This is a genomic window from Onishia taeanensis, from assembly GCF_900100755.1.
Taxonomy (GTDB): Bacteria; Pseudomonadota; Gammaproteobacteria; order Pseudomonadales; family Halomonadaceae; genus Onishia; species Onishia taeanensis.
Map to the genome: position 1 here is coordinate 246,768 of NZ_FNCI01000003.1, position 18,072 is coordinate 264,839.

Sequence of the window (18,072 nt, forward strand, 5' to 3'; positions counted from 1 at the left end):
GCGCTGCCTCCCCCAGACGTCGACTCAAACGACAATGGCCTGGCGTTTACGCCAGGCCATTGTGGTTGCATCCCGAGACAGCGTTCTGATGTCAGGACTTCGGCGGCTGAGCGTCGAAGCGCTCGCCGCTATGGCCCTGACTGTCGAGCCCCATTAGCCATAGATAAGTCGGCATGATCTCATCCGGCGTTCGCAGTTTCTGCGGGTCCTCAGCTGGGTAGGCCGTCTTGCGCATCTGCGTGCGAGTAGCCCCGGGGTTCAGGGTGTTGACGCGAATGTTGGAGACATTCTCCAGCTCATCGGCCAGCAGCTCGCTGAAGTTCTCGGTCGCCGCCTTGGAAACCGCATAGGCGCCCCAGAAGGCACGCCCCTTGCGGCCCACGCTCGAAGACGTGAAGACCACCGAGGCGTCGTCAGCGGCCTTCAGCAATGGCAGCAGCGCCTGCGTCATCCAGATTGGCCCGTTGATATTGACCTGCATGACCTGCTCCCACAGCGCCGGGTCGTACTGCTCGAAGGGCGTCAAGCGTCCTAACAGGCTCGCGTTGTGTAGGATGCCATCGAGCCGGCCGAACTCCTTGTCGAGAGTCTCGGCCATGTCGTGGTAGTCCTTGAGGGTGGCACCCTCGAAGTTCAGCGGGAAGATGGCCGGCTGAGGGCCACCCGCCGCCTCGATGGCATCGTAGGTGGCTTCCAGCTTGGCGGTCGTGCGGCCGAGCAGGATCACCGTTGCGCCATGACGGGCGTAGCTCAGTGCGGCAGCCCGGCCTATGCCGTCGCCGGCCCCGGTCACCAGGATCACTCTTCCCGCCAGCAGGTCAGGACGCGCCTGATAATCGATCTTGCAGCTCATCGATGCTCCTCGAGTGGCCAATCGCGTCAGTCCGCTGACCGGTTGAGAAAGTCGTTGGCCAACCCGGCCGCACTGCTGTCGGGATACTCATTGCGTACCCGTTCAAGCAAGGCCCGGCTTTCATCGGGTTTACCCTGACGCGCTCTCAACAGCCCCTGCTTGTAGAGGGCGTCAGGCATCTTGCTGCTTTGCGGGAAGTTCTGAATCACCTTCTCGAAAGCCGCGGATGCCTTGTCGAGTTCGGTCTGGGCTGAATACAGCTCACCCAACCAGTAGTGGCCGTTGGCCGTCAGGCCGCTGTCGGGATAGTCAGCGACGAAGTTCTCGAAGGCCGTGATGGCCGCCGGAAAGTCCCGTGCCTGCACCTTGGCGAAAGCGGCCTGATAGGCGGCGCGTGCTTCAGCGCTAGTCGTTGGCTCGCTACCGCTGGAGGAATCACTCGCCGAAGCCGTCGCATCCTCTGCTTTACCTGCGGCCATTGCCTGCTCCGCTGCGGAGGCCGCTGCATCATTAGACTGAACGAGCTTCTCGAGCTCCAGATAACGCTGCTGCGCCATCTTTTGCTGCTGATCTAGCTGATAGCGCAGCTCTTCTATCTGACCACGCAGGCGTTTGATTTCCTCCTGGTTCTCCTGCACCTGGTTAAACAACACCAGGCTGCCCCCGGACTCCTCGCGCACTTCGGCACGCTGATAGAAGTTACCGGAGCCCTGCGAGAGATCCTCGACCACCGGTGCGGCACTCGCCAGCGGTGGCAGCGCCAGGCAGAGCCCGGCGCCAAGGGTCGTCAGCGTCAATCTAGACAGACCATCTTTCATGTATCACTCCATCGGCTGCAGGCGGTACCTGGCGACTCAGTAGTCGAAGACCACACGACGGTTCTGGGCATAGCTGTCTTCGCTGCTGCCACGCACGGCCGGACGCTCTTCACCATAGCTGACCACCTCGAGCTGTGACGGGGAAACGCCCTGAACCATCAGGAAGCGCTGGACGGCGTTGGCGCGACGCTCGCCGAGAGCCAGGTTGTACTCGCGGGTGCCGCGTTCGTCGGTGTGCCCTTGCAGGATCACATTGGCGTTGGGGTGAGAGCGCAGGTACTGGGCATGTGCGGCCATGACCGGCTCGAACTCACTGCGAATGGTGTCGCGATCATAATCGAAATAGATGGTGCGAACCTGGGGGATGCCGTCCTGCTGGCCATCCCGCATGCCCATACTATTGGATCCGACCTGGCCGGAATTCATGCCCTGGCTGGACGCGCCGCCGTTGGTGCTGCCAGCGCCTTCACTGCCCGCCATGGAACCGTCCTGGGTGCCACCGGTGCTGGAGCAGCCGGCCATGACGACCAGCGAAACGGCTACGGCGAGATGCTTGGCATAGGGGAAAAGGTGCATATTCGACTCCTTGAAAGATGCCAGTGACTGGCTGGGTATTAACGCAATCATCGTTTAATTCAGAAACGGGGACCAGGCAGGTTCTCGAACATCTCCCTGGGCGGCGGGTAGCCGGAAGGACGCATTGCCATCCGCCGAGACCGCCGAGAGCACCCCTTTACCACCCTGCTGGGTGGCGAAGATTACCATGGTGCCGTTGGGGGCAACACTGGGTGACTCATCGGCCCGCGAGTTGGTCAGCGTGACCAGGCGACCCGTCTCCAGGTCCTGCTTGGCGACCTGGAATCCCTGGCTGCCGCGATGAATCATGAACAACGTCTCGCCATCGGGTGAAAAGCGCCCACGGGAATTATAGTTGCCGGTGAAGGTCAGGCGTTTGGCTTCTCCACTGCCCAACTCATAGCGATACAGCTGCGGGCCGCCGCTGCGATCCGAGGTGAATACCAGGCTTTGACCGTCCGGCGCCCAGGTCGGCTCGGTATCGATGGCATCGCTGCGTGTCAGGCGTTGGAAGTTGCCCGAGCCGATATCCATCACGTAGATTTCCGGCTGGCCATCCTTGGAAAGCGACATGGCCAACTTGCGGCCGTCCGGGGACCAAGCAGGCGCCCCGTTGATGCCCTCGAATGAGCTGACGCGCACTCGCTGACTGGTGGCCAGGTTCTGGATATAGATGGCCGGGCGCCCGGTCTCAAACGACACATAGGCTAGCTTCTGACCATCCGGTGACCAGGCCGGGGATAGAATCGGCTCGTCAGAGGACAGGATCTGCTGGCTGTTGTAGCCGTCGGCGTCAGCCACCTGCAGGCCATACTGGATATTCTCGCCCACCCCCTGTGAGGTGACATAGGCGATCTGGGTAGAGAAGGCACCACGAATCCCGGTGATGGCCTCGAAGATTTCGTCGCTGATACGGTGTGCCGCTGACCGCGACTGGTCGGGGCCGGCGAGATTGATGACCTTGCCGAGCATGCGCTCCTGGCCGTAGACGTCCATCAGCTCGTACTGAATGCTGCCATCGGTGCCGACCTTGCCTACCACTAGGTAATCGGCATCCACCGCGCGCCAGTCGCGATAGTTGACCTCACTGCTGGCACTCGGTGTAGCGATGAGGTTGTCCCGCGACAGCGGCTTGAACTGACCGCTGCGCTCGAGATCGTTGGCGATCACGCTGGCAATATCCGTGGGCAGTTGAGCCCCCTGCTCGGCGAAGGTCACCACTGCAATCGGCGTCGCCCGGTCACTGCCCTTGGTGATCTCGATGGTGAGATCGGCATGGGCAAGACTGGTCATCAGCAGCAACAGCATGCCGCACCACAAGCTCATATAACGTTTCATCAGCGCACATCCTCGGGTCTGAATCTCAGGTTAAATTCGCGAAAGTCGCGCTGGGCCGCAGGCGGCAAATCCTGCATCTCACGGAAGGGCGCCGCGCGCCTCACCGCTTGCAGCACCGAGCGATCGAAGGCCGCATCGCCATTGCTCTGGACCAGCCGTACATCGACCAGTTCGCCCGTCGGCAGCAGCGTCAGGTGTACCGTAGCCTGGACGCCTGCCTGCAGGTTAGGAGGAATAATCCAGGCCTGCTCAATGACACTTTGCACTAAATCCTTGAAGCCATTGCTGGCCTGCGCCGCCTGGCGCGCATTGGCGATGGCTTCTTCCTCGCCGGCAATGGCGCTATCCAAGCTACTGCTGGCCGCCTCGGCGGCACGCTTGGCGGCTTCTTCCTGGCGCTTGCGCTCGGCCTCTGCCTCGGCTCGACGGCGAGCCTCCTCCTGACGTTTGCGTTCGGCTTCGGCTTCAGCCTGCTTGCGCGCCTCTTCCTGGCGCTTGGCTTCTGCCTCAGCTGCGGCCTGCTGGCGTGCTTCTTCCTGGCGTTTGGCCTCTGCCTCGGCTTCAGCCTGCTTGCGGGCCTCTTCCTGGCGCCTGGCTTCCGCCTCGGCCTCAGCCTGGCGGCGAGCCTCTTCTTGTCGCTTACGTTCGGCTTCGGCCTGGGCCTGGCGCTGTGCCTCAGCCTCCTGGCGTGCCTGCTCCTCTTGCTGGCGGCGGGCTTCGGCGGCGGCGGCTTCTTCGGCACGGCGCTGGGCATCGGCCTCGGCCTGACTACGTGCCTCTTCGGCGGCCTTACGCGCAGCTTCCTGCTCGGCCGCTTGCTGAGCTTGCTGCTCTGCCGCCGCCTGTTCGGCTTCCTGCTGGCGCTGACGCTCGGCAGCGGCCTCTTCCTGGGCCTGGCGATCGGCGGCACGGGCCTTGGCAGCTTCGGCACGCTGCGCCTGGTCGGTGGTAGTTTCGGTACTGACCAGCGTCGCCTTGACCACCGTCGCCGAGCTCTGCTCTTCATCGGAGGTCGGAAATTCCAGCACATTGATCACCACGACCCCGACGTGCAGGGCAAGCGCCAGGGCCACCGGCAGGCCGTAGCCTACTCGGGAGTCATGTCTGGCCATGCGTGCTCCTTAATTGTCGGCGGACGGCGGTTCGGAAATCAGGCCGACATCGCTGACGCCGGCTATTTGCAATGTGCTCATCAGAGAGATGACCTGACCATAGGGCACATTGCGGTCCCCGCGAACCAGTACCGGGGTATTGGGGCGCCGATTAAGAATAGCAATCACCTTGTCGGAGATATCCTCGAGGCTGGTCGCCGCTTTATCGTCACCGACAGAGATGTAATAGCTACCCTCGCGGTCGACAGAGACGATCACCGGCTCCTGGTCCTCGATATCGGCAATCGGCTCGGACGCCGTCTTGGGCAGTTCGACCTGGACACCCTGCGTCATCATTGGCGCGGTAATCATGAAGATGACCAACAGCACCAGCATCACGTCGATGAAGGGCACCACGTTGATCTCGCCCATCGGCTTGCCGCGGCCGCCACGGTGAAACGGACCATGCATCATGGCGTTACTCCCTCAGGCCGCATCCTGGTCACCGCGCCCCTGGAGGTTGCGGTGCAGGATGGAATGAAACTCTTCGGCGAAGTCTTCGTATTTGCCGAGCAGCTTGTTGGACGCGGCGGACAAGCGGTTATAGAAGATAACCGCCGGAATCGCCGCGAACAGCCCCATGGCGGTGGCGATCAAGGCCTCGGCGATCCAGGGGGCGACGGTGGCAAGCGTGGCCTGTTGCGTCATCGACAGGCTCTGGAAGGACCCCATGATGCCCCAGACGGTGCCGAACAGACCGATATAGGGGCTGGCGGAGGCGACGGTAGCCAGGAAGATCAGGTGCAGGTTCAGGCGTTCTTCCTCTCGCGACCAGGCGACGCGCATGGAGCGCTGAACGCCTTCGAGAATCGACTGGGGGTTACGCGTCTTGGGAAGAAGACGATTGAACTCGCGAAAGCCGGAGCGGAAGACGTGTTCGGCCCCCTGGGTTTCCTGCTCAGCCGGGGTTTCGCGATAGAGCTCGTTGAGATCGATACCTGACCAGAAGCGGTCCTCGAAGTCCTTATGGGCGCGTTTGGCACGACGCAGTACGAAGCTGCGCTGAAAGATCACCACCCAGGACAGCACCGAGGCGATGATCAGCAGCAGCATCACGAACTGCACCACGCCACTGGCGTTCATGATCAGATGGGGAATGGACATGGAGTCGTTCACGGGAGTCCTCTTTTATCAAACGCGTTCGTCATACGAAAACATCGGGCCGAACCTGCACCTTAGCGTTACAGGCCGGCGACTCATTTCTTCAAGCTGACAGTGCCTTGCCAAGGCTGGCAGGCCAGCGCCTGGGCCTGAGGCTATTGGCATCCAAGCAGGCAATGTCGACCGTGGCATGGCACAAAGGCTCACCCCCGTGTCGCACGACCTGATCGAAACTCATTCGACAGCCACTGTGGGCCCTGACCTCGGCGCTGACGCTGAGCTCATCGTCGAGCCGGGCAGGCTTGGCATAGCGACATTCCAGACGATGCACCACCAGTTGGATATTCTCATCGAGCAGTGCGCGCTGGGTAATGCCCCACTTCTTCAACCACTCGCTGCGGGCCCTTTCCATAAACTTCAGGTAGTTGACGTAGTAGACGATGCCACCCGCATCGGTGTCTTCGATATAGACGGTGACTGGGTGCTGAAACTCACTCATGCCCCGCCCTCTTGCATCGGTGTCGATTCATCCGGCGACATGCCGTCATCCCGGCTCAGGCCAAAATGCAGATAGGCCTGACGCGTCACGACTCGCCCTCGGGCGGTGCGCATCATGAAGCCCTGCTGAATCAGATAGGGCTCGATGACGTCCTCAATGGTGTCGCGCTCCTCACTGATCGCCGCTGCCAAACTGTCGACGCCCACCGGACCACCCTCGAACTTCTCGATCATCGCCAGTAGCAGCCGCCGGTCCATATGATCGAGACCGTGGGAGTCGACGTTCAACAAGTTCAGTGCCTGGTCGGCGATCTCGGCCTCCAGCACACCGCTGCCGCGCACCTCGCTGAAGTCGCGCACCCGGCGCAGCAGGCGGTTGGCGATACGCGGCGTGCCCCGCGCTCGACGAGCGATCTCGGCCGCACCCGCCTGGTCCGCCTCGACCCCTAGCAGGCGCGCGGAACGGGTGACGATCTCGGTGAGTTCCGAGAGGCTGTAAAATTCGAGCCGCTGAACGATGCCGAAGCGGTCGCGCAGCGGCGAGGTCAAAAGCCCGGCCCGAGTCGTCGCACCGACCAGGGTGAAGCGCGGTAGATCTAGCTTGATCGAGCGTGCCGCTGGCCCTTCGCCGATGACGATATCGAGCTGGAAGTCTTCCATGGCCGGATATAGGACTTCTTCCACCGCCGGAGACAGGCGGTGAATTTCGTCAATGAACAGCACATCGCCGGGCTGCAGGTTGGTCAGCATGGCGGCAAGATCCCCTGCCCGCTCGAGCACCGGGCCCGACGTGGACTTGATATCGACGTCCATCTCATGGGCGATGATGTTGGCAAGGGTGGTCTTGCCAAGACCGGGCGGGCCGAAGACCAGCGTGTGGTCGAGGCTTTCACCGCGACCTCGTGCGGCGCTGATGAAGATATCGAGCTGCTCACGCACCGCCGGCTGACCGATGTAGTCGGCCAGCCGCTGGGGGCGAATGGCATGGTCGATCGGCACTTCCCCTTCGCGGGGCTGAGCGGCGATCAGCCGATCACTGTCAATCATGTGGCCTCCATTGGCTGGAGGCGCTGTGTGGAAACTGCCTTGAAGCGCATGCGCTCACTTTTGCCATGAGTCATCAATCATCAACCCGCCAACTTGCGTGCCAGCGCGCCCTTGATCAGGGCTTCGGTCGATAGGCCCTCATCCTGAGCGGCGATCATTTTGGCGGCCTCGGTGGGCTTGTAGCCCAGCGCCACCAGAGCGGCTTCGGCATCGGCGCGAGAGTCGCTTGCCGAGGCGCCTGTAGCGGCTTGTTCGAGGCCGGCCAGGGCATTCTCGGTTGCCTGGGTCCACTGCGGGAAACGGTCGCGCATTTCGATCACCAGACGCTCGGCGGTCTTTTTGCCGACGCCCGGCAACCGCGTCAAAGCCTTGATATCGTCATCCATCACGCAGCGAATGAACTGGTCTTCATCCATGCCCGAGAGGATGGCGAGAGCCAGCTTGGGGCCGACACCATTGACCTTGATCAGCGCCCTGAACAGGGCACGTTCCTTCTCACGAGCGAAGCCAAATAGCAGGTGCGCATCCTCGCGTACGGTAAGGTGAGTGTGCAACTGTATCGTTTCGCCGACACCGGGCAGGGCCAGCAGGGTCGTCATGGAGGCTTCGAGCTCATAGCCTACCCCGCCCACATCCACGACCAGCCCGGGCGGCTGCTTTTCCAGCAGAGTGCCTCGAAGGCGTCCAATCATACCGTCACGATCCTTGAGAAAATTCGGAGTTCTTGAGTACTTTTTGAGCGAGCGCTCGATCGGCGCCCGAGCGAGAAAGTACCGAATCACTATACTGGTCGCCCCATGGGCTGACCAGTATATCCAAACAGCGTTTGATAATATAAAACCGCCGGTGTCTGGCCTGAGATAGGTGGCCCGATGCAGCGTGTTTCAGCGGTGGGTCTTCTTGCTATCGGCATATCAGCCGGGGCGGTAGTCCCGCCAGCTCTTGCCGCGTGACTGGCGTGAGTTGCGGCCGCCGAAGGCGCCCTGCTGGACCAGGCCGAGCCGGGCATGAGCATGCGTCAGGGCGATAGCCAAAGCATCGGCGGCATCCGCCTGGGGCGTTGCCGAGAGCCCCAATACGGCGGTTACCATATGCTGCACTTGGCTTTTATCGGCCGCCCCCGTGCCCGTGACCGCCTGCTTGATCTGCCGTGGCCCGTATTCGCTGACCGGCAGCCCATGGTTGGCGGCACAGACGATGGCAGCGCCACGCGCCTGGCCGAGCTTTAGCGCCGAGGCGGCGTTGTTGGACATGAACACCTGCTCGATGGCGAATTCCGCCGGTCGATGCACGGCGATCAGTTCGCTGATGCCGGCATAGCACTGAGCCAGCCGCTGAGCCAGGTCATCGTCCTTGAGGCGAATGCAGCCACTGGCCACGTACACCGGCTTGGGTTTGCTGACATCGAGCACGCCATAGCCGGTGATGCGCGACCCCGGATCGATACCCAGAATCAGCATGAGCAGACCTGCTGATTGGTCACTCCGTTATTCGAGCTGTTCAAGAACGGCCTCGTCGAAATCGGCGTTGGAATAGACGTTTTGCACATCATCGAGATCCTCAAGCATGTCCACCAGCTTGATGACCTTCTGCGCCACCTCGACGTCGTCGATTGGCGAGTAGTTGTCAGGATACTTGTCGATCTCGCTGTATGATGGCGTGAGACCTGCCTCGAGCAGTGCTTCCTTGACCGTCCAGAAATCCCCCGGCTGGGTAATGACTTCGATTCTGCCGTCTTCATGGCTGATCACATCTTCCGCGCCGGCCTCCAGGGTGGCCTCCATCAGCGCTTCTTCACTGGTGCCATCGGTAAACTGTAGCCGCCCCTGATGATGGAACATGAAGGACACGGAGCCGGTGGTGCCCAGATTGCCACCATGCTTGGAGAACGCATGACGCACTTCCGAGACGGTACGATTGCGGTTATCGGTCATGCACTCGACCAGCACGGCGACACCGTCCGGGCCGTAGCCCTCGTAGACGGTTTCCTCCATGGCATCGCCATCGGTGTTGCCGGCCCCTCGGTCGACGGCACGCTGGATGGTGTCCTTGGTCATATTGTTGCCAAGCGCCTTGTCGATGGCCGCGCGTAGGCGCGGGTTGTCGTTTGGCTCACTACCCCCCAGCCGGGCGGCGACCGTCAGTTCACGAATCAGTTTGGAGAAGATCTTGCCGCGCTTGGCATCCTGTGCGGCCTTGCGATGCTTGATATTGGCCCATTTGCTATGTCCGGCCATGAAAAAAACCTCCTTTTCATGCGCCGCCGGCGCCCAAGGGCGCCGGCGGTTCGGAATTGCGTGCATCAGAAGCTAGCAGAGACTCAAGCGTCTTGTTCGGCCTCGGGCTTGGCTTTCTGACGCAGGCGGATATTGAGCTCTTTAAGCTGCGTCGGAGAGACCACGCCAGGTGCGTCGGTCATCAGGCAAGCGGCACTCTGGGTTTTCGGGAAGGCAATGACTTCGCGGATCGTCTTGGCACCGGTCATCAGCATCACCAGGCGGTCCAGGCCGAAGGCCAGGCCACCGTGGGGCGGCGCGCCGTACTGCAGGGCGTCTAGCAGGAAGCCGAACTTCTCGTCGGCTTCTTCTTCGCCGATGCCCAGCACGTCGAGTACCGCGCGCTGCATGCCGTGGTCATGAATACGGATAGAACCGCCACCCAGTTCGGTGCCGTTGAGCACCATGTCGTAGGCCTTGGACAGCGCCTCGGCCGGGCGGTCGCGCAGAGTGTCGACATCGCAGGACGGTGCGGTGAACGGGTGGTGAAGCGCCTGCATGCGGCCGTTGCCGTCTTCCTCGAACATCGGGAAGTCGACGACCCAAAGCGGCGCCCATTCGCGGGTATAAAGCTCGAGATCTTCACCCAGTTTGACGCGCAGCGCACCGATCGCCTCGTTGACGATGCGGGCGTTATCGGCGCCGAAGAAGATGATGTCGCCGTCCTGTGCCTCGACGCGGTCGAGCAGCTCTTCGATGATGCCGTCCATGAACTTGACGATCGGCGACTGCAGGCCTTCGATGCCCTTGGCGCGCTCGTTGACCTTGATCCAGGCCAGACCGCGAGCACCGTAGATGCCGACGAACTTGGTGTACTCGTCGATTTCCTTGCGCGACAGCTTGGCACCGCCCGGCACCTTGAGTGCCGCCACACGACCATCCTCGGCCTGGGCCGGGCCAGAGAAGACCTTGAAGTCGACGTCTTTCATCAGGTCGTCGACATCGGTGAGCTCCAGCGGGATGCGCAGGTCAGGCTTGTCGGAACCAAAGCGGCTCATGGCCTCAGCATAGGGCATGCGCGGGAACAGCGGCAGCTCAACGTCGAGCACTTCTTGGAACAGCTGACGGATCATGGTCTCGGTGATGGCCATGACGTCGTCTTCCTCGACGAAGGAAGCTTCGATATCGATCTGAGTGAATTCCGGCTGACGGTCGGCACGCAGGTCCTCGTCACGGAAGCACTTGGCGATCTGATAATAGCGATCGACGCCGGAGACCATCAGCAGCTGCTTGAACAGCTGCGGCGACTGCGGAAGCGCGAAGAAGCTGCCGGCGTGGGTGCGGCTGGGCACTAGATAGTCGCGAGCGCCTTCCGGCGTGGCACGGGTCAGGATCGGCGTCTCGATGTCGAGGAAGCCCTGGCCTTCCAGGAAGGCGCGCACGCTGTGCGAGATCCGCGAACGCAGGCGCAGCTTGTCGATCATTTCCGGACGGCGCAGGTCGATATAGCGATACTTGAGGCGAGTTTCCTCACCGACCTTGCCATGCTCGTCGAGCTGGAACGGCGGCGTCGCGGCGGTATTGAGCACCTCGACGTCCTTGGCCAGCACCTCGATCATACCGGTCGGCATGTTAGGGTTCTGGGTGCCTTCCGGGCGCGGGCGAACGCGGCCGGTGATGCGCAGCACGAATTCGTTACGTGCGCGGTCGGCGGTCGCGAAGGCTTCGGCGGTATCGGGATCCACCACCACCTGCGCCAAACCGTCACGGTCGCGCAGATCGAGGAAGATTACCCCACCATGGTCACGGCGGCGGTGAACCCAGCCGCACAAGGTGACCTGCTGGTCCACCAGAGTCTCGTTCAGCTGGCCGCAATAATGGCTGCGCATGTCAAATCCTGTTCTGTTGCGTTATCGAATAATAAAGAAGGACGGGGCGCTTAGGCCGCCGCTCCGTCCTTGGCCGTTGTCTTGGGTGAGGCGCTAGAATCCGCCCCGCCCTCGCCGGCAAGATTCTTCTTGCTGCCGGACTTGAAATCGGTCTCGTACCAGCCGTTGCCGGCCAGCCGGAAGCCCGCCGCGCTGATCAGCCGCTGAAGCGAATCCTTCTCGCAGGCTGGGCAATCGGTCAGCGGGTCGGCGCTGATTTTCTGAAGCTTTTCCAGGCGATGGCCACAGGCCTTGCACTCATATTCATAGATGGGCATCGTTCAACTCTCCTGAGCACGACTACATAAGCACAACGGTTTGATCACATTTGCTAGCACTAAGTACTTTGCATAGAACTTTACATAGTACATGTAATAGTACCTGGCATAGCGACAGCTTAGGTACACCGCACTGCGACAACGCGGGGCCAGTGGCCGGCTTGGCGCTCATGCCTTGAAACAATATCAGGGCGGCCAAGGCGCTTTCCAAGCCTGCTGCGAAAGCGCGACATTATAGCGTGTTGCGCCCCCTGACGGGCAAGGCGAGCAAGCGCGCATTATCATCGTTCTTCGCCCTCTACCCGATTCACTACCCCACAATCTGATCAGGACCCTTCAATGAAAGCCGTGATTCTTGATGCCGCCAGCCTCGGCGATGATATCGACCTGAGCCCGCTGCGTGATGCCGTCGATACGTTAACGGTCCATGACACCACTGCCTCGGATGACTGCCTGGAACGCCTGGACGGCGCCAGTATCGCCATCGTCAATAAGGTGCTCTTGAGTGCCGAGACTCTCGAGGCGCTGCCCAGCCTGAAGCTGATCTGCGTGTTGGCGACCGGTACCAACAATATCGATATGCAGGCCGCCAAGCGGCTGGGCATCGAGGTGCGCAACGTCACCGCCTATGGCACCGCCAGCGTCGCCCAGCACACCCTAATGCTGATGCTGGCCCTGGCCAATCGGCTTCCGCTCTACCAGCGCGATGTTGCCGACGGCGCCTGGCAGCAGAGCGCCTTCTTCTGCTTGTTGAATCACCGCACCCTGCAGCTTTCAGGAAAGCACCTGGTCATCGTCGGCCAGGGGGAACTGGGCTCCCGGGTCGCGGCGCTGGCAGAGGCGTTCGAGATGCGCGTCAGCTTCGCCGCCCGCCCCGGCAAGACCGACGATCAACGCCCCAGCCTTCATGAGCTGGCACCCCAGGCCGATGTCGTGAGCCTGCACTGTCCGCTGACCGAGCAGACCCGACATCTGGTCGATGCTGCCCTGCTGGAGCGGCTCAAGGACGATGCGCTGCTGATCAATTGTGCACGAGGCGGTATCATAGACGAACAGGCGGCCCTAGAGGCGCTGCGTGAAGGGCGCTTGGGCGGTCTCGGGGTCGATTCGCTTCCGGCGGAACCCCCACGCGACGGCCACGCCCTGATCGAGGCCCTAGGCGAGCCGCTCAACCTGATCGTGACGCCGCACAATGCCTGGATCACACCCGAGGCACGCGCCAATGTGGTCCGGCTGACCGTGGACAATATCCGCGCCTGGCAAGGAAATTTAGATGCCTGACACCTCTCGCCCACTTTACAACCTGGGCTCTATCAACATCGACCACGTCTATCGCGTCCCCCACCTGGTTCGCCCCGGCGAGACGCTGGCCAGTACCGGCTATCAGCAGGTACTCGGCGGCAAGGGCGCAAACCAGTCACTCGCCATGGCACTGGCGGGCGGTCGCGTCGAGCACTGGGGGCGTCTCGGCCTGAGCGACGACTGGGCACACAGGCAACTCACCGATGCCGGGGTAGGCACCGCTGCGCTGGACCTCGTCGATGAACCTAGCGGCCATGCCCTGATTCAGGTCGATGACAAGGCCGAAAATGCCATCATCCTTTATCCGGGAGCCAACCACGGCTTTGCCGATGCCGACATCGACAGGCGAATCGACAATGCCGAACCCAATAGCTGGTTGCTGCTGCAAAACGAGACCAACGGCCTGGCGCGCGCCATGGAGCAAGCCCATGCCAAGGGGCTGTCGATAGCCTTCAACCCGGCACCGATGCACGCCGCCGTGAACGAGCTGCCGCTTTCGACCTGTCAGCTATTGTTCGTGAATCGCGGTGAGGCTGCGGCCCTGGTCGGCCTGCCCGAAGGCACCAGCGCCGACGCCTTGCTCGCGGCACTCGGCGAGCGCCTGCCGAGCATAGAGCTGGTGCTGACCCTGGGGAGTGACGGTGTCTGCTATCAGCACGGCGACGTCCGGCTCGAATTGCCCGCTTATCGCGTCGAAGCCCGGGACACCACCGCCGCTGGCGATACCTTCATCGGCCACTTCCTGGCCGCACGGCTTGCCGGCCTAGACGTCGAGACCTGCCTGCGCCGGGCGAGCACGGCGTCGGCGCTTTGTGTACAGCGCGAAGGCGCCGCGCCAAGCATCCCCGATGCCCATGCCGTCGATGAAGCACTGGCAGAATGGCCGGCGCTGTCGCTCAAGCGTCACTAATATAGCTAGCTGGCGAGTCTTACTAGCGAGTCACCTGTCGAGCCACATCCAGTGAGACGGCTCGGCATGGACTCTCTCACTACACTGATGCGCGGGTACTGACCCGCTCGGCCAAGGAAGCCCTCATGAGCCAACCGATCATCTTTGATACCGACCCGGGCGTCGACGACGCTCAGGCCATCGCTATTGCGCTTGCCCACCCCGAGATCGAGCTGCTGGGCATGACCACCACGTACGGCAACGTCGATATCGAGACCGCCACCCATAACGCCCTGCTGCTTGGCGAGCTGGCGGGGCAAAAGATCCCGGTCGCCCAGGGTGCCGCCGCACCGCTGGTCAAGCCCAAGCATCCGGCACCGGCGCATATCCACGGCGCCAATGGCCTTGGCAACATCGATCTGCCCGATGTAAAAGGCAGTGCCCTTGCGATCAGCGCGCCTCAATTCATCGTCGACACCGTCAACGCGCGCCCCGGCGACGTCAGTCTGGTTGCCGTGGGTCCCCTCGGCAACCTGGCCGCGGCACTGCAGCTCGACCCGAGCATTACCGAGAAGGTCAAGCAGGTCATCGTCATGGGGGGCTCTATCAAGGAAGGAGGCAATGTCACCCCGGTCGCCGAGGCTAATATCTTCAATGACCCACATGCTGCGGCCCGGGTGCTTAGCGCCGGCTGGCCGCTGACGCTGGTGGGACTGGATGCGACTCACCGCTGCGTTCTGGCACCCAAGGACATGGACGCCATCGCCGCGGGCCAAGGCAAACTTGGCCGGGTGCTTGCCGAGAGCTATGCCTTCTACCGGGCCTTCTATCAGCAGGCGCTGGGCATCGACGGCTGCTGCCCTCACGACAGCTGCGCGCTGGCCTACCTCATCAAGCCCGAGCTTTTCACCACCGCCAAGGGCCATCTCAACGTGGCCACCGAAGGTGTCGCCGAAGGGCAGACGGTGTTCGCTCCTGAAGGCCGCGAGTTCATGGCACCGCGATGGTCGCAGACGCCGGTGGTCACCGCCTGCCTGAGCGCAGACGGACCCGCAGTGATTGACTGGATCGTCAGTACGCTAAAATAGCTGTTATCCCAAGCTATTCAAGGAATGTAGCGACCTGGACGTTGCCTAAAGTGTGAAGAAGGCGTCGAAATCCTGCCATTCGACGTCTTCTACGGCCACATCAGTGACCTGCGCGTTCGGCGGCCCTTCCCACAGCCACTTTGCCACCGCCTCGACGTCGGCCGCCTCGCCGCATAGCAACACCTCGACACGCCCATCTGACAGGTTGCGCGCGTGTCCCGTTACCCCTGCTTTTCGCGCCTGCTGCTGAGTCGCTTTGCGGTACCAGACACCCTGCACCTTTCCGGTGACCAGTGCCTTCAGGCAGCACTTGCTCATTGATGGCCTCCTTGATGTTCAACACGCGGGGCTAGGCTGAACAAACACCCATGGTGTACATCAGATGTACCGATGAACACTTTATGTACAACTTTGCTGGAGCGGACTATATTCCAATGACACCGCCCACCGCCAAAAGGATATTGCCATGTTCGTTCTTACCTTTCTCCTACTGGGCACCACCTTCCTATCCCTTGCCGCGCTGGGGCTTGCCATCAGGTCTGCGACGGTGGAGATGCAGTTCGGGCTGGTTCGGCTGCCCGAGGCGCCATCCCAAATGGAGAAGGCGACATATAGGATGGCGGGAAAAGCGTCCACACGTTATTGATCGTCTTAGCCGGTTTGCACCTCTTGCTTGACGAGCACCGCAGAGTTTCGCGGCACGATCGCTTTACCCCGGGCCAGCAAATGGCACTTGGTGAAGGCTGCACCGAACAGCAGGATAAGCGACGAGTAGTAGACCCAAAGCAGAATCAACACCACTGAACCGGCGGCGCCATAGGTGGATGCCGTCGCCGTATAAGTCAGATAAATGGCAATGCCGTAGCGGCCGACCGAAAATAATACCGCCGTGACGCAAGCCCCCACCATGACGTCTTTCCAGCTCAGCACCACATCCGGCAGCACCTTGAAGATCGTAGCGAACAGCAAGCCAATCATGGCAAGCGAAATCAGGAACTCTAGCCCGCCAATCATGAAGCCGATGCCCGGCCATAGGTCATTGGCCGCATGTAACACCGCGCGCAAGACCACGCCCAGAATCAGTGAGACCAATAAAAGAAAACCAATGCTCAACACCACGGCAAGGGATAAGGCTCGGCTCTTGATGAACTTCAACATGCTGTTGCTGCTGGGATGAGGCATGACGCCCCAGATGGTGTTCAACGAAAACTGCATTTGTGCAAAAACGGTCGTGGCGCCGATCAATAAGGCACCAAAGCCGAGCAGACTGGGCAACAGGCCCGACTCCTGAATGCGCGATTGGGAGACGGCATTCTGGATGGCCTCCGCGGCGCCGAGGCCCATGGTGCCCTGCAGCTGAGAAACGATCTGCCCTTGTGCGGCCTCCTCGCCAAGCACTAGCCCAATGATCATGACCGCAATGATGATGGTCGGAGCCAGCGAGAACAGCGTGTAGAAGGCCAGTGAGCCTGCATAGCTGAAGGCATTGCGCTCGAGCCACAAATTCACGGCATGGCGGACCACCTTCCACCAGAAAAGCATCCAGGTTCGTAACATGCGAGCTCCCTGCAACAGTGTTATCGACTGCACCCAGCATACCCGAGCCTTTGGCAGTCTGCTTCGCCGGCTACCAACGCCAGATTGCAGGCAGGGCGACGAGCATCGATAATGCGCCTCTTAGGTTTCGTGCGAAAAGTCAGCGAGCGAAGGCAAGACAAGGCAAAAATTGGTGAAGAAGCGGAGTTTACGGGGTGTAAATGAGCATTTTGAGCTGATTTTTAACGCCGTATTGCCCGAGCGCAGGTAGTTTTCGTACAAAGCTTAGCGCACCCCGGTCATCAGCCACGGAGCCCGCATGGCGCACACCCAGCTCACCCCCGATTGCCATAAGGATTTCGACTGTCTGGTCTTCATTGGTCGCTTTCAGCCGCCACATCTGGGCCATCGAGCGGTCATACACGAGGCATTGAAACGTGCCCACCAGGTAATCGTCCTTGTCGGCTCGGCCTGGCAGGCACGCTCCCTGCGAAACCCGTGGCGCTTCGAGGAGCGCCACGACATGCTGAGAAGCTGTTTCGATGAGGCGGACAATGCCCGCCTGGAAATCGAGCCACTGCTTGATGCCCTTTACAATGATGATGTCTGGGTTCGTGACGTTCAGCGCAAGGTGCGCGACATCGCTTCACCAAGCCAGGGACGCCTCCCCCGCATCGGGCTGATCGGCGCCAGTCGTGGCCAATCGAGCTACTACTTGACCCTTTTTCCCCAGTGGGAATCGGTGAGCGTGCCGCTGGTCGAGGGCATCTCAGCAAGCGAAATACGCGAACGGCTATTCCGCTCGATGGCTGCCGCCAGCGATTACGCCTCTACCGGCGCCGCCCACGACCTGCCTCCCGGCGTGCTCGACACGCTCCAAGCCTTCACCAGCAGTCAACACTATCAGCACTTGCTGGAAGAACAGCAGCTGCTTCAGCAGTATCGCAGCGCCTGGGCAGAAGCGCCCTATCCACCCATATTCGTGACGGTCAATGCGGTGGTAGTGCAGTCGGGACACGTCTTGATGGTCAAGCGCAGTGCGGCCCCCGGCAAGGGCCTGCTGGCGCTACCGGGCGGGTTCATCAACCCTCATGAGCGCCTGCTGGACGCCTGTCTGCGGGAGCTTAGGGAACGGGTGCGCTTGAAAGTGCCGACACCGGTACTGAAGGGCTCGCTGCGAGGGCAACGGCTGTTCGACGAGCCGCATCGCAGCTGGCGCGGCCGCACCCTGGCCGAAGCCTTCTATTTCGCGCTGCGCCCGGAGCAACAGCTTCCGCAACTCAAGCCCGCCAAGGGTGGCGAGCGAGCGCGATGGGTGGCACTGGCGGATCTGGAGCCCGAAGAGCTGTTCGAGGATCACTTCTTCATCATTCAGACCTTCCTTGGCCTGCCTGCCAGCTTCGGCTCCCCTTGACGACTTCTCGTTCCAAGCAGGTTCGCCGCAAACGCCGTG

Annotated in this window: 21 protein-coding genes; 5 read left to right on the top strand and 16 right to left on the bottom strand. The window is 61.5% G+C overall.

Annotated features, from left to right (window positions below; genetic code table 11):
• Positions 1–91 precede the first annotated feature (91 nt).
• The 14 genes from BLR71_RS05740 to BLR71_RS05805 all read right to left on the bottom strand — a co-directional run bounded on the left by BLR71_RS05740 (position 92) and on the right by BLR71_RS05805 (position 11,804).
• On the bottom strand, positions 92–853 hold the full coding sequence (locus BLR71_RS05740; protein ID WP_092524008.1) for a YciK family oxidoreductase: 762 nt from the start codon (positions 851–853) through the stop codon (positions 92–94).
• A gap of 26 nt (positions 854–879) precedes the next feature.
• A complete protein-coding gene (gene ybgF / locus BLR71_RS05745; RefSeq protein WP_092524010.1) occupies positions 880–1,671 on the bottom strand; it encodes a tol-pal system protein YbgF in 792 nt (263 codons plus the stop codon).
• Positions 1,672–1,707: 36 nt separating this feature from the next.
• Positions 1,708–2,247, bottom strand: a complete 540-nt coding sequence (pal, locus tag BLR71_RS05750; RefSeq protein ID WP_092524012.1) for a peptidoglycan-associated lipoprotein Pal — start codon at positions 2,245–2,247, stop codon at positions 1,708–1,710.
• Positions 2,248–2,301: 54 nt separating this feature from the next.
• Entirely contained in the window at positions 2,302–3,585 is a 1,284-nt protein-coding gene (gene tolB / locus BLR71_RS05755) for a Tol-Pal system beta propeller repeat protein TolB (RefSeq protein ID WP_092524014.1), read from the bottom strand.
• Positions 3,585–4,697 carry a cell envelope integrity protein TolA gene (tolA, locus tag BLR71_RS05760; protein WP_092524016.1) on the bottom strand — a complete coding sequence of 371 codons (1,113 nt, stop codon included), beginning with the start codon at positions 4,695–4,697 and terminating at the stop codon, positions 3,585–3,587. Before tolA ends, tolB begins: the two co-directional genes overlap by 1 nt.
• A 9-nt stretch (positions 4,698–4,706) precedes the next feature.
• Positions 4,707–5,147: a protein TolR gene (gene tolR / locus BLR71_RS05765; RefSeq protein ID WP_092524451.1), complete on the bottom strand. Its 441-nt coding sequence runs from the start codon at positions 5,145–5,147 to the stop codon at positions 4,707–4,709.
• Positions 5,148–5,162: 15 nt separating this feature from the next.
• A complete protein-coding gene (tolQ, locus tag BLR71_RS05770; protein ID WP_092524018.1) occupies positions 5,163–5,852 on the bottom strand; it encodes a protein TolQ in 690 nt (229 codons plus the stop codon).
• A gap of 88 nt (positions 5,853–5,940) precedes the next feature.
• Positions 5,941–6,336, bottom strand: coding sequence for a tol-pal system-associated acyl-CoA thioesterase (ybgC, locus tag BLR71_RS05775; protein WP_092524021.1), 396 nt, complete (start codon positions 6,334–6,336; stop codon positions 5,941–5,943).
• The gene (ruvB, locus tag BLR71_RS05780; protein ID WP_092524023.1) at positions 6,333–7,382 is read right to left on the bottom strand and encodes a Holliday junction branch migration DNA helicase RuvB; all 1,050 of its coding nucleotides are present in this window, start codon (positions 7,380–7,382) and stop codon (positions 6,333–6,335) included. The genes ybgC and ruvB overlap by 4 nt, the downstream gene beginning before the upstream one ends.
• 80 nt (positions 7,383–7,462) lie before the next feature.
• Positions 7,463–8,074, bottom strand: coding sequence for a Holliday junction branch migration protein RuvA (gene ruvA, locus BLR71_RS05785; RefSeq protein WP_092524026.1), 612 nt, complete (start codon positions 8,072–8,074; stop codon positions 7,463–7,465).
• A gap of 222 nt (positions 8,075–8,296) precedes the next feature.
• Positions 8,297–8,842, bottom strand: coding sequence for a crossover junction endodeoxyribonuclease RuvC (ruvC, locus tag BLR71_RS05790; protein WP_092524028.1), 546 nt, complete (start codon positions 8,840–8,842; stop codon positions 8,297–8,299).
• Between the two features lie 27 nt (positions 8,843–8,869).
• Positions 8,870–9,619 (bottom strand): YebC/PmpR family DNA-binding transcriptional regulator, encoded by a 750-nt coding sequence (locus BLR71_RS05795; protein WP_092524031.1) that lies wholly within the window; start codon positions 9,617–9,619, stop codon positions 8,870–8,872.
• 83 nt (positions 9,620–9,702) lie between these two features.
• Positions 9,703–11,487, bottom strand: a complete 1,785-nt coding sequence (aspS, locus tag BLR71_RS05800; protein WP_092524033.1) for an aspartate--tRNA ligase — start codon at positions 11,485–11,487, stop codon at positions 9,703–9,705.
• Between the two features lie 50 nt (positions 11,488–11,537).
• Entirely contained in the window at positions 11,538–11,804 is a 267-nt protein-coding gene (locus tag BLR71_RS05805) for an FmdB family zinc ribbon protein (RefSeq protein WP_092524035.1), read from the bottom strand.
• Between the two features lie 339 nt (positions 11,805–12,143).
• Between BLR71_RS05805 and BLR71_RS05810 the strand changes: the two genes are divergently transcribed.
• The 3 genes from BLR71_RS05810 (at position 12,144) to BLR71_RS05820 (ending at position 15,083) form a co-directional block, all read left to right on the top strand.
• Positions 12,144–13,085 carry a D-2-hydroxyacid dehydrogenase gene (locus tag BLR71_RS05810; protein WP_092524037.1) on the top strand — a complete coding sequence of 314 codons (942 nt, stop codon included), beginning with the start codon at positions 12,144–12,146 and terminating at the stop codon, positions 13,083–13,085.
• Positions 13,078–14,016, top strand: coding sequence for a ribokinase (locus BLR71_RS05815; protein ID WP_092524039.1), 939 nt, complete (start codon positions 13,078–13,080; stop codon positions 14,014–14,016). The genes BLR71_RS05810 and BLR71_RS05815 overlap by 8 nt, the downstream gene beginning before the upstream one ends.
• 125 nt (positions 14,017–14,141) lie before the next feature.
• The gene (locus BLR71_RS05820; RefSeq protein WP_092524042.1) at positions 14,142–15,083 is read left to right on the top strand and encodes a nucleoside hydrolase; all 942 of its coding nucleotides are present in this window, start codon (positions 14,142–14,144) and stop codon (positions 15,081–15,083) included.
• A 45-nt stretch (positions 15,084–15,128) separates the two neighbouring features.
• Here the strand turns inward: BLR71_RS05820 and BLR71_RS05825 are convergent, their stop codons facing one another.
• The gene (locus tag BLR71_RS05825) at positions 15,129–15,401 is read right to left on the bottom strand and encodes an acylphosphatase (RefSeq protein ID WP_092524045.1); all 273 of its coding nucleotides are present in this window, start codon (positions 15,399–15,401) and stop codon (positions 15,129–15,131) included.
• Between the two features lie 148 nt (positions 15,402–15,549).
• Here BLR71_RS05825 and BLR71_RS05830 point away from each other — a divergent pair, with 148 nt between their 5' ends.
• Entirely contained in the window at positions 15,550–15,729 is a 180-nt protein-coding gene (locus tag BLR71_RS05830; RefSeq protein WP_092524047.1) for a hypothetical protein, read from the top strand.
• 5 nt (positions 15,730–15,734) lie between these two features.
• On the opposite strand, the gene BLR71_RS05835 is transcribed toward BLR71_RS05830, so the two are convergent.
• Positions 15,735–16,640: a YihY/virulence factor BrkB family protein gene (locus BLR71_RS05835; RefSeq protein WP_092524048.1), complete on the bottom strand. Its 906-nt coding sequence runs from the start codon at positions 16,638–16,640 to the stop codon at positions 15,735–15,737.
• Between the two features lie 298 nt (positions 16,641–16,938).
• Here BLR71_RS05835 and BLR71_RS05840 point away from each other — a divergent pair, with 298 nt between their 5' ends.
• On the top strand, positions 16,939–18,033 hold the full coding sequence (locus tag BLR71_RS05840; RefSeq protein WP_092524050.1) for a bifunctional nicotinamide-nucleotide adenylyltransferase/Nudix hydroxylase: 1,095 nt from the start codon (positions 16,939–16,941) through the stop codon (positions 18,031–18,033).
• The last annotated feature ends 39 nt before the right edge of the window (positions 18,034–18,072 follow it).

Excerpts from the sequence above, each read along its gene's own strand:
- BLR71_RS05740 (WP_092524008.1), bottom strand. The coding sequence starts at position 853 with ATGAGCTGCAAGATCGATTATCAGGCGCGTCCTGACCTGCTGGCGGGA.
- ybgF (WP_092524010.1), bottom strand. The coding sequence starts at position 1,671 with ATGAAAGATGGTCTGTCTAGATTGACGCTGACGACCCTTGGCGCCGGG.
- pal (WP_092524012.1), bottom strand. The coding sequence starts at position 2,247 with ATGCACCTTTTCCCCTATGCCAAGCATCTCGCCGTAGCCGTTTCGCTG.
- tolB (WP_092524014.1), bottom strand. The coding sequence starts at position 3,585 with ATGAAACGTTATATGAGCTTGTGGTGCGGCATGCTGTTGCTGCTGATG.
- tolA (WP_092524016.1), bottom strand. The coding sequence starts at position 4,697 with ATGGCCAGACATGACTCCCGAGTAGGCTACGGCCTGCCGGTGGCCCTG.
- tolR (WP_092524451.1), bottom strand. The coding sequence starts at position 5,147 with ATGCATGGTCCGTTTCACCGTGGCGGCCGCGGCAAGCCGATGGGCGAG.
- ybgC (WP_092524021.1), bottom strand. The coding sequence starts at position 6,336 with ATGAGTGAGTTTCAGCACCCAGTCACCGTCTATATCGAAGACACCGAT.
- ruvB (WP_092524023.1), bottom strand. The coding sequence starts at position 7,382 with ATGATTGACAGTGATCGGCTGATCGCCGCTCAGCCCCGCGAAGGGGAA.
- ruvA (WP_092524026.1), bottom strand. The coding sequence starts at position 8,074 with ATGATTGGACGCCTTCGAGGCACTCTGCTGGAAAAGCAGCCGCCCGGG.
- ruvC (WP_092524028.1), bottom strand. The coding sequence starts at position 8,842 with ATGCTGATTCTGGGTATCGATCCGGGGTCGCGCATCACCGGCTATGGC.
- BLR71_RS05795 (WP_092524031.1), bottom strand. The coding sequence starts at position 9,619 with ATGGCCGGACATAGCAAATGGGCCAATATCAAGCATCGCAAGGCCGCA.
- aspS (WP_092524033.1), bottom strand. The coding sequence starts at position 11,487 with ATGCGCAGCCATTATTGCGGCCAGCTGAACGAGACTCTGGTGGACCAG.
- BLR71_RS05805 (WP_092524035.1), bottom strand. The coding sequence starts at position 11,804 with ATGCCCATCTATGAATATGAGTGCAAGGCCTGTGGCCATCGCCTGGAA.
- BLR71_RS05810 (WP_092524037.1), top strand. The coding sequence starts at position 12,144 with ATGAAAGCCGTGATTCTTGATGCCGCCAGCCTCGGCGATGATATCGAC.
- BLR71_RS05815 (WP_092524039.1), top strand. The coding sequence starts at position 13,078 with ATGCCTGACACCTCTCGCCCACTTTACAACCTGGGCTCTATCAACATC.
- BLR71_RS05820 (WP_092524042.1), top strand. The coding sequence starts at position 14,142 with ATGAGCCAACCGATCATCTTTGATACCGACCCGGGCGTCGACGACGCT.
- BLR71_RS05825 (WP_092524045.1), bottom strand. The coding sequence starts at position 15,401 with ATGAGCAAGTGCTGCCTGAAGGCACTGGTCACCGGAAAGGTGCAGGGT.
- BLR71_RS05830 (WP_092524047.1), top strand. The coding sequence starts at position 15,550 with ATGTTCGTTCTTACCTTTCTCCTACTGGGCACCACCTTCCTATCCCTT.
- BLR71_RS05835 (WP_092524048.1), bottom strand. The coding sequence starts at position 16,640 with ATGTTACGAACCTGGATGCTTTTCTGGTGGAAGGTGGTCCGCCATGCC.
- BLR71_RS05840 (WP_092524050.1), top strand. The coding sequence starts at position 16,939 with ATGGCGCACACCCAGCTCACCCCCGATTGCCATAAGGATTTCGACTGT.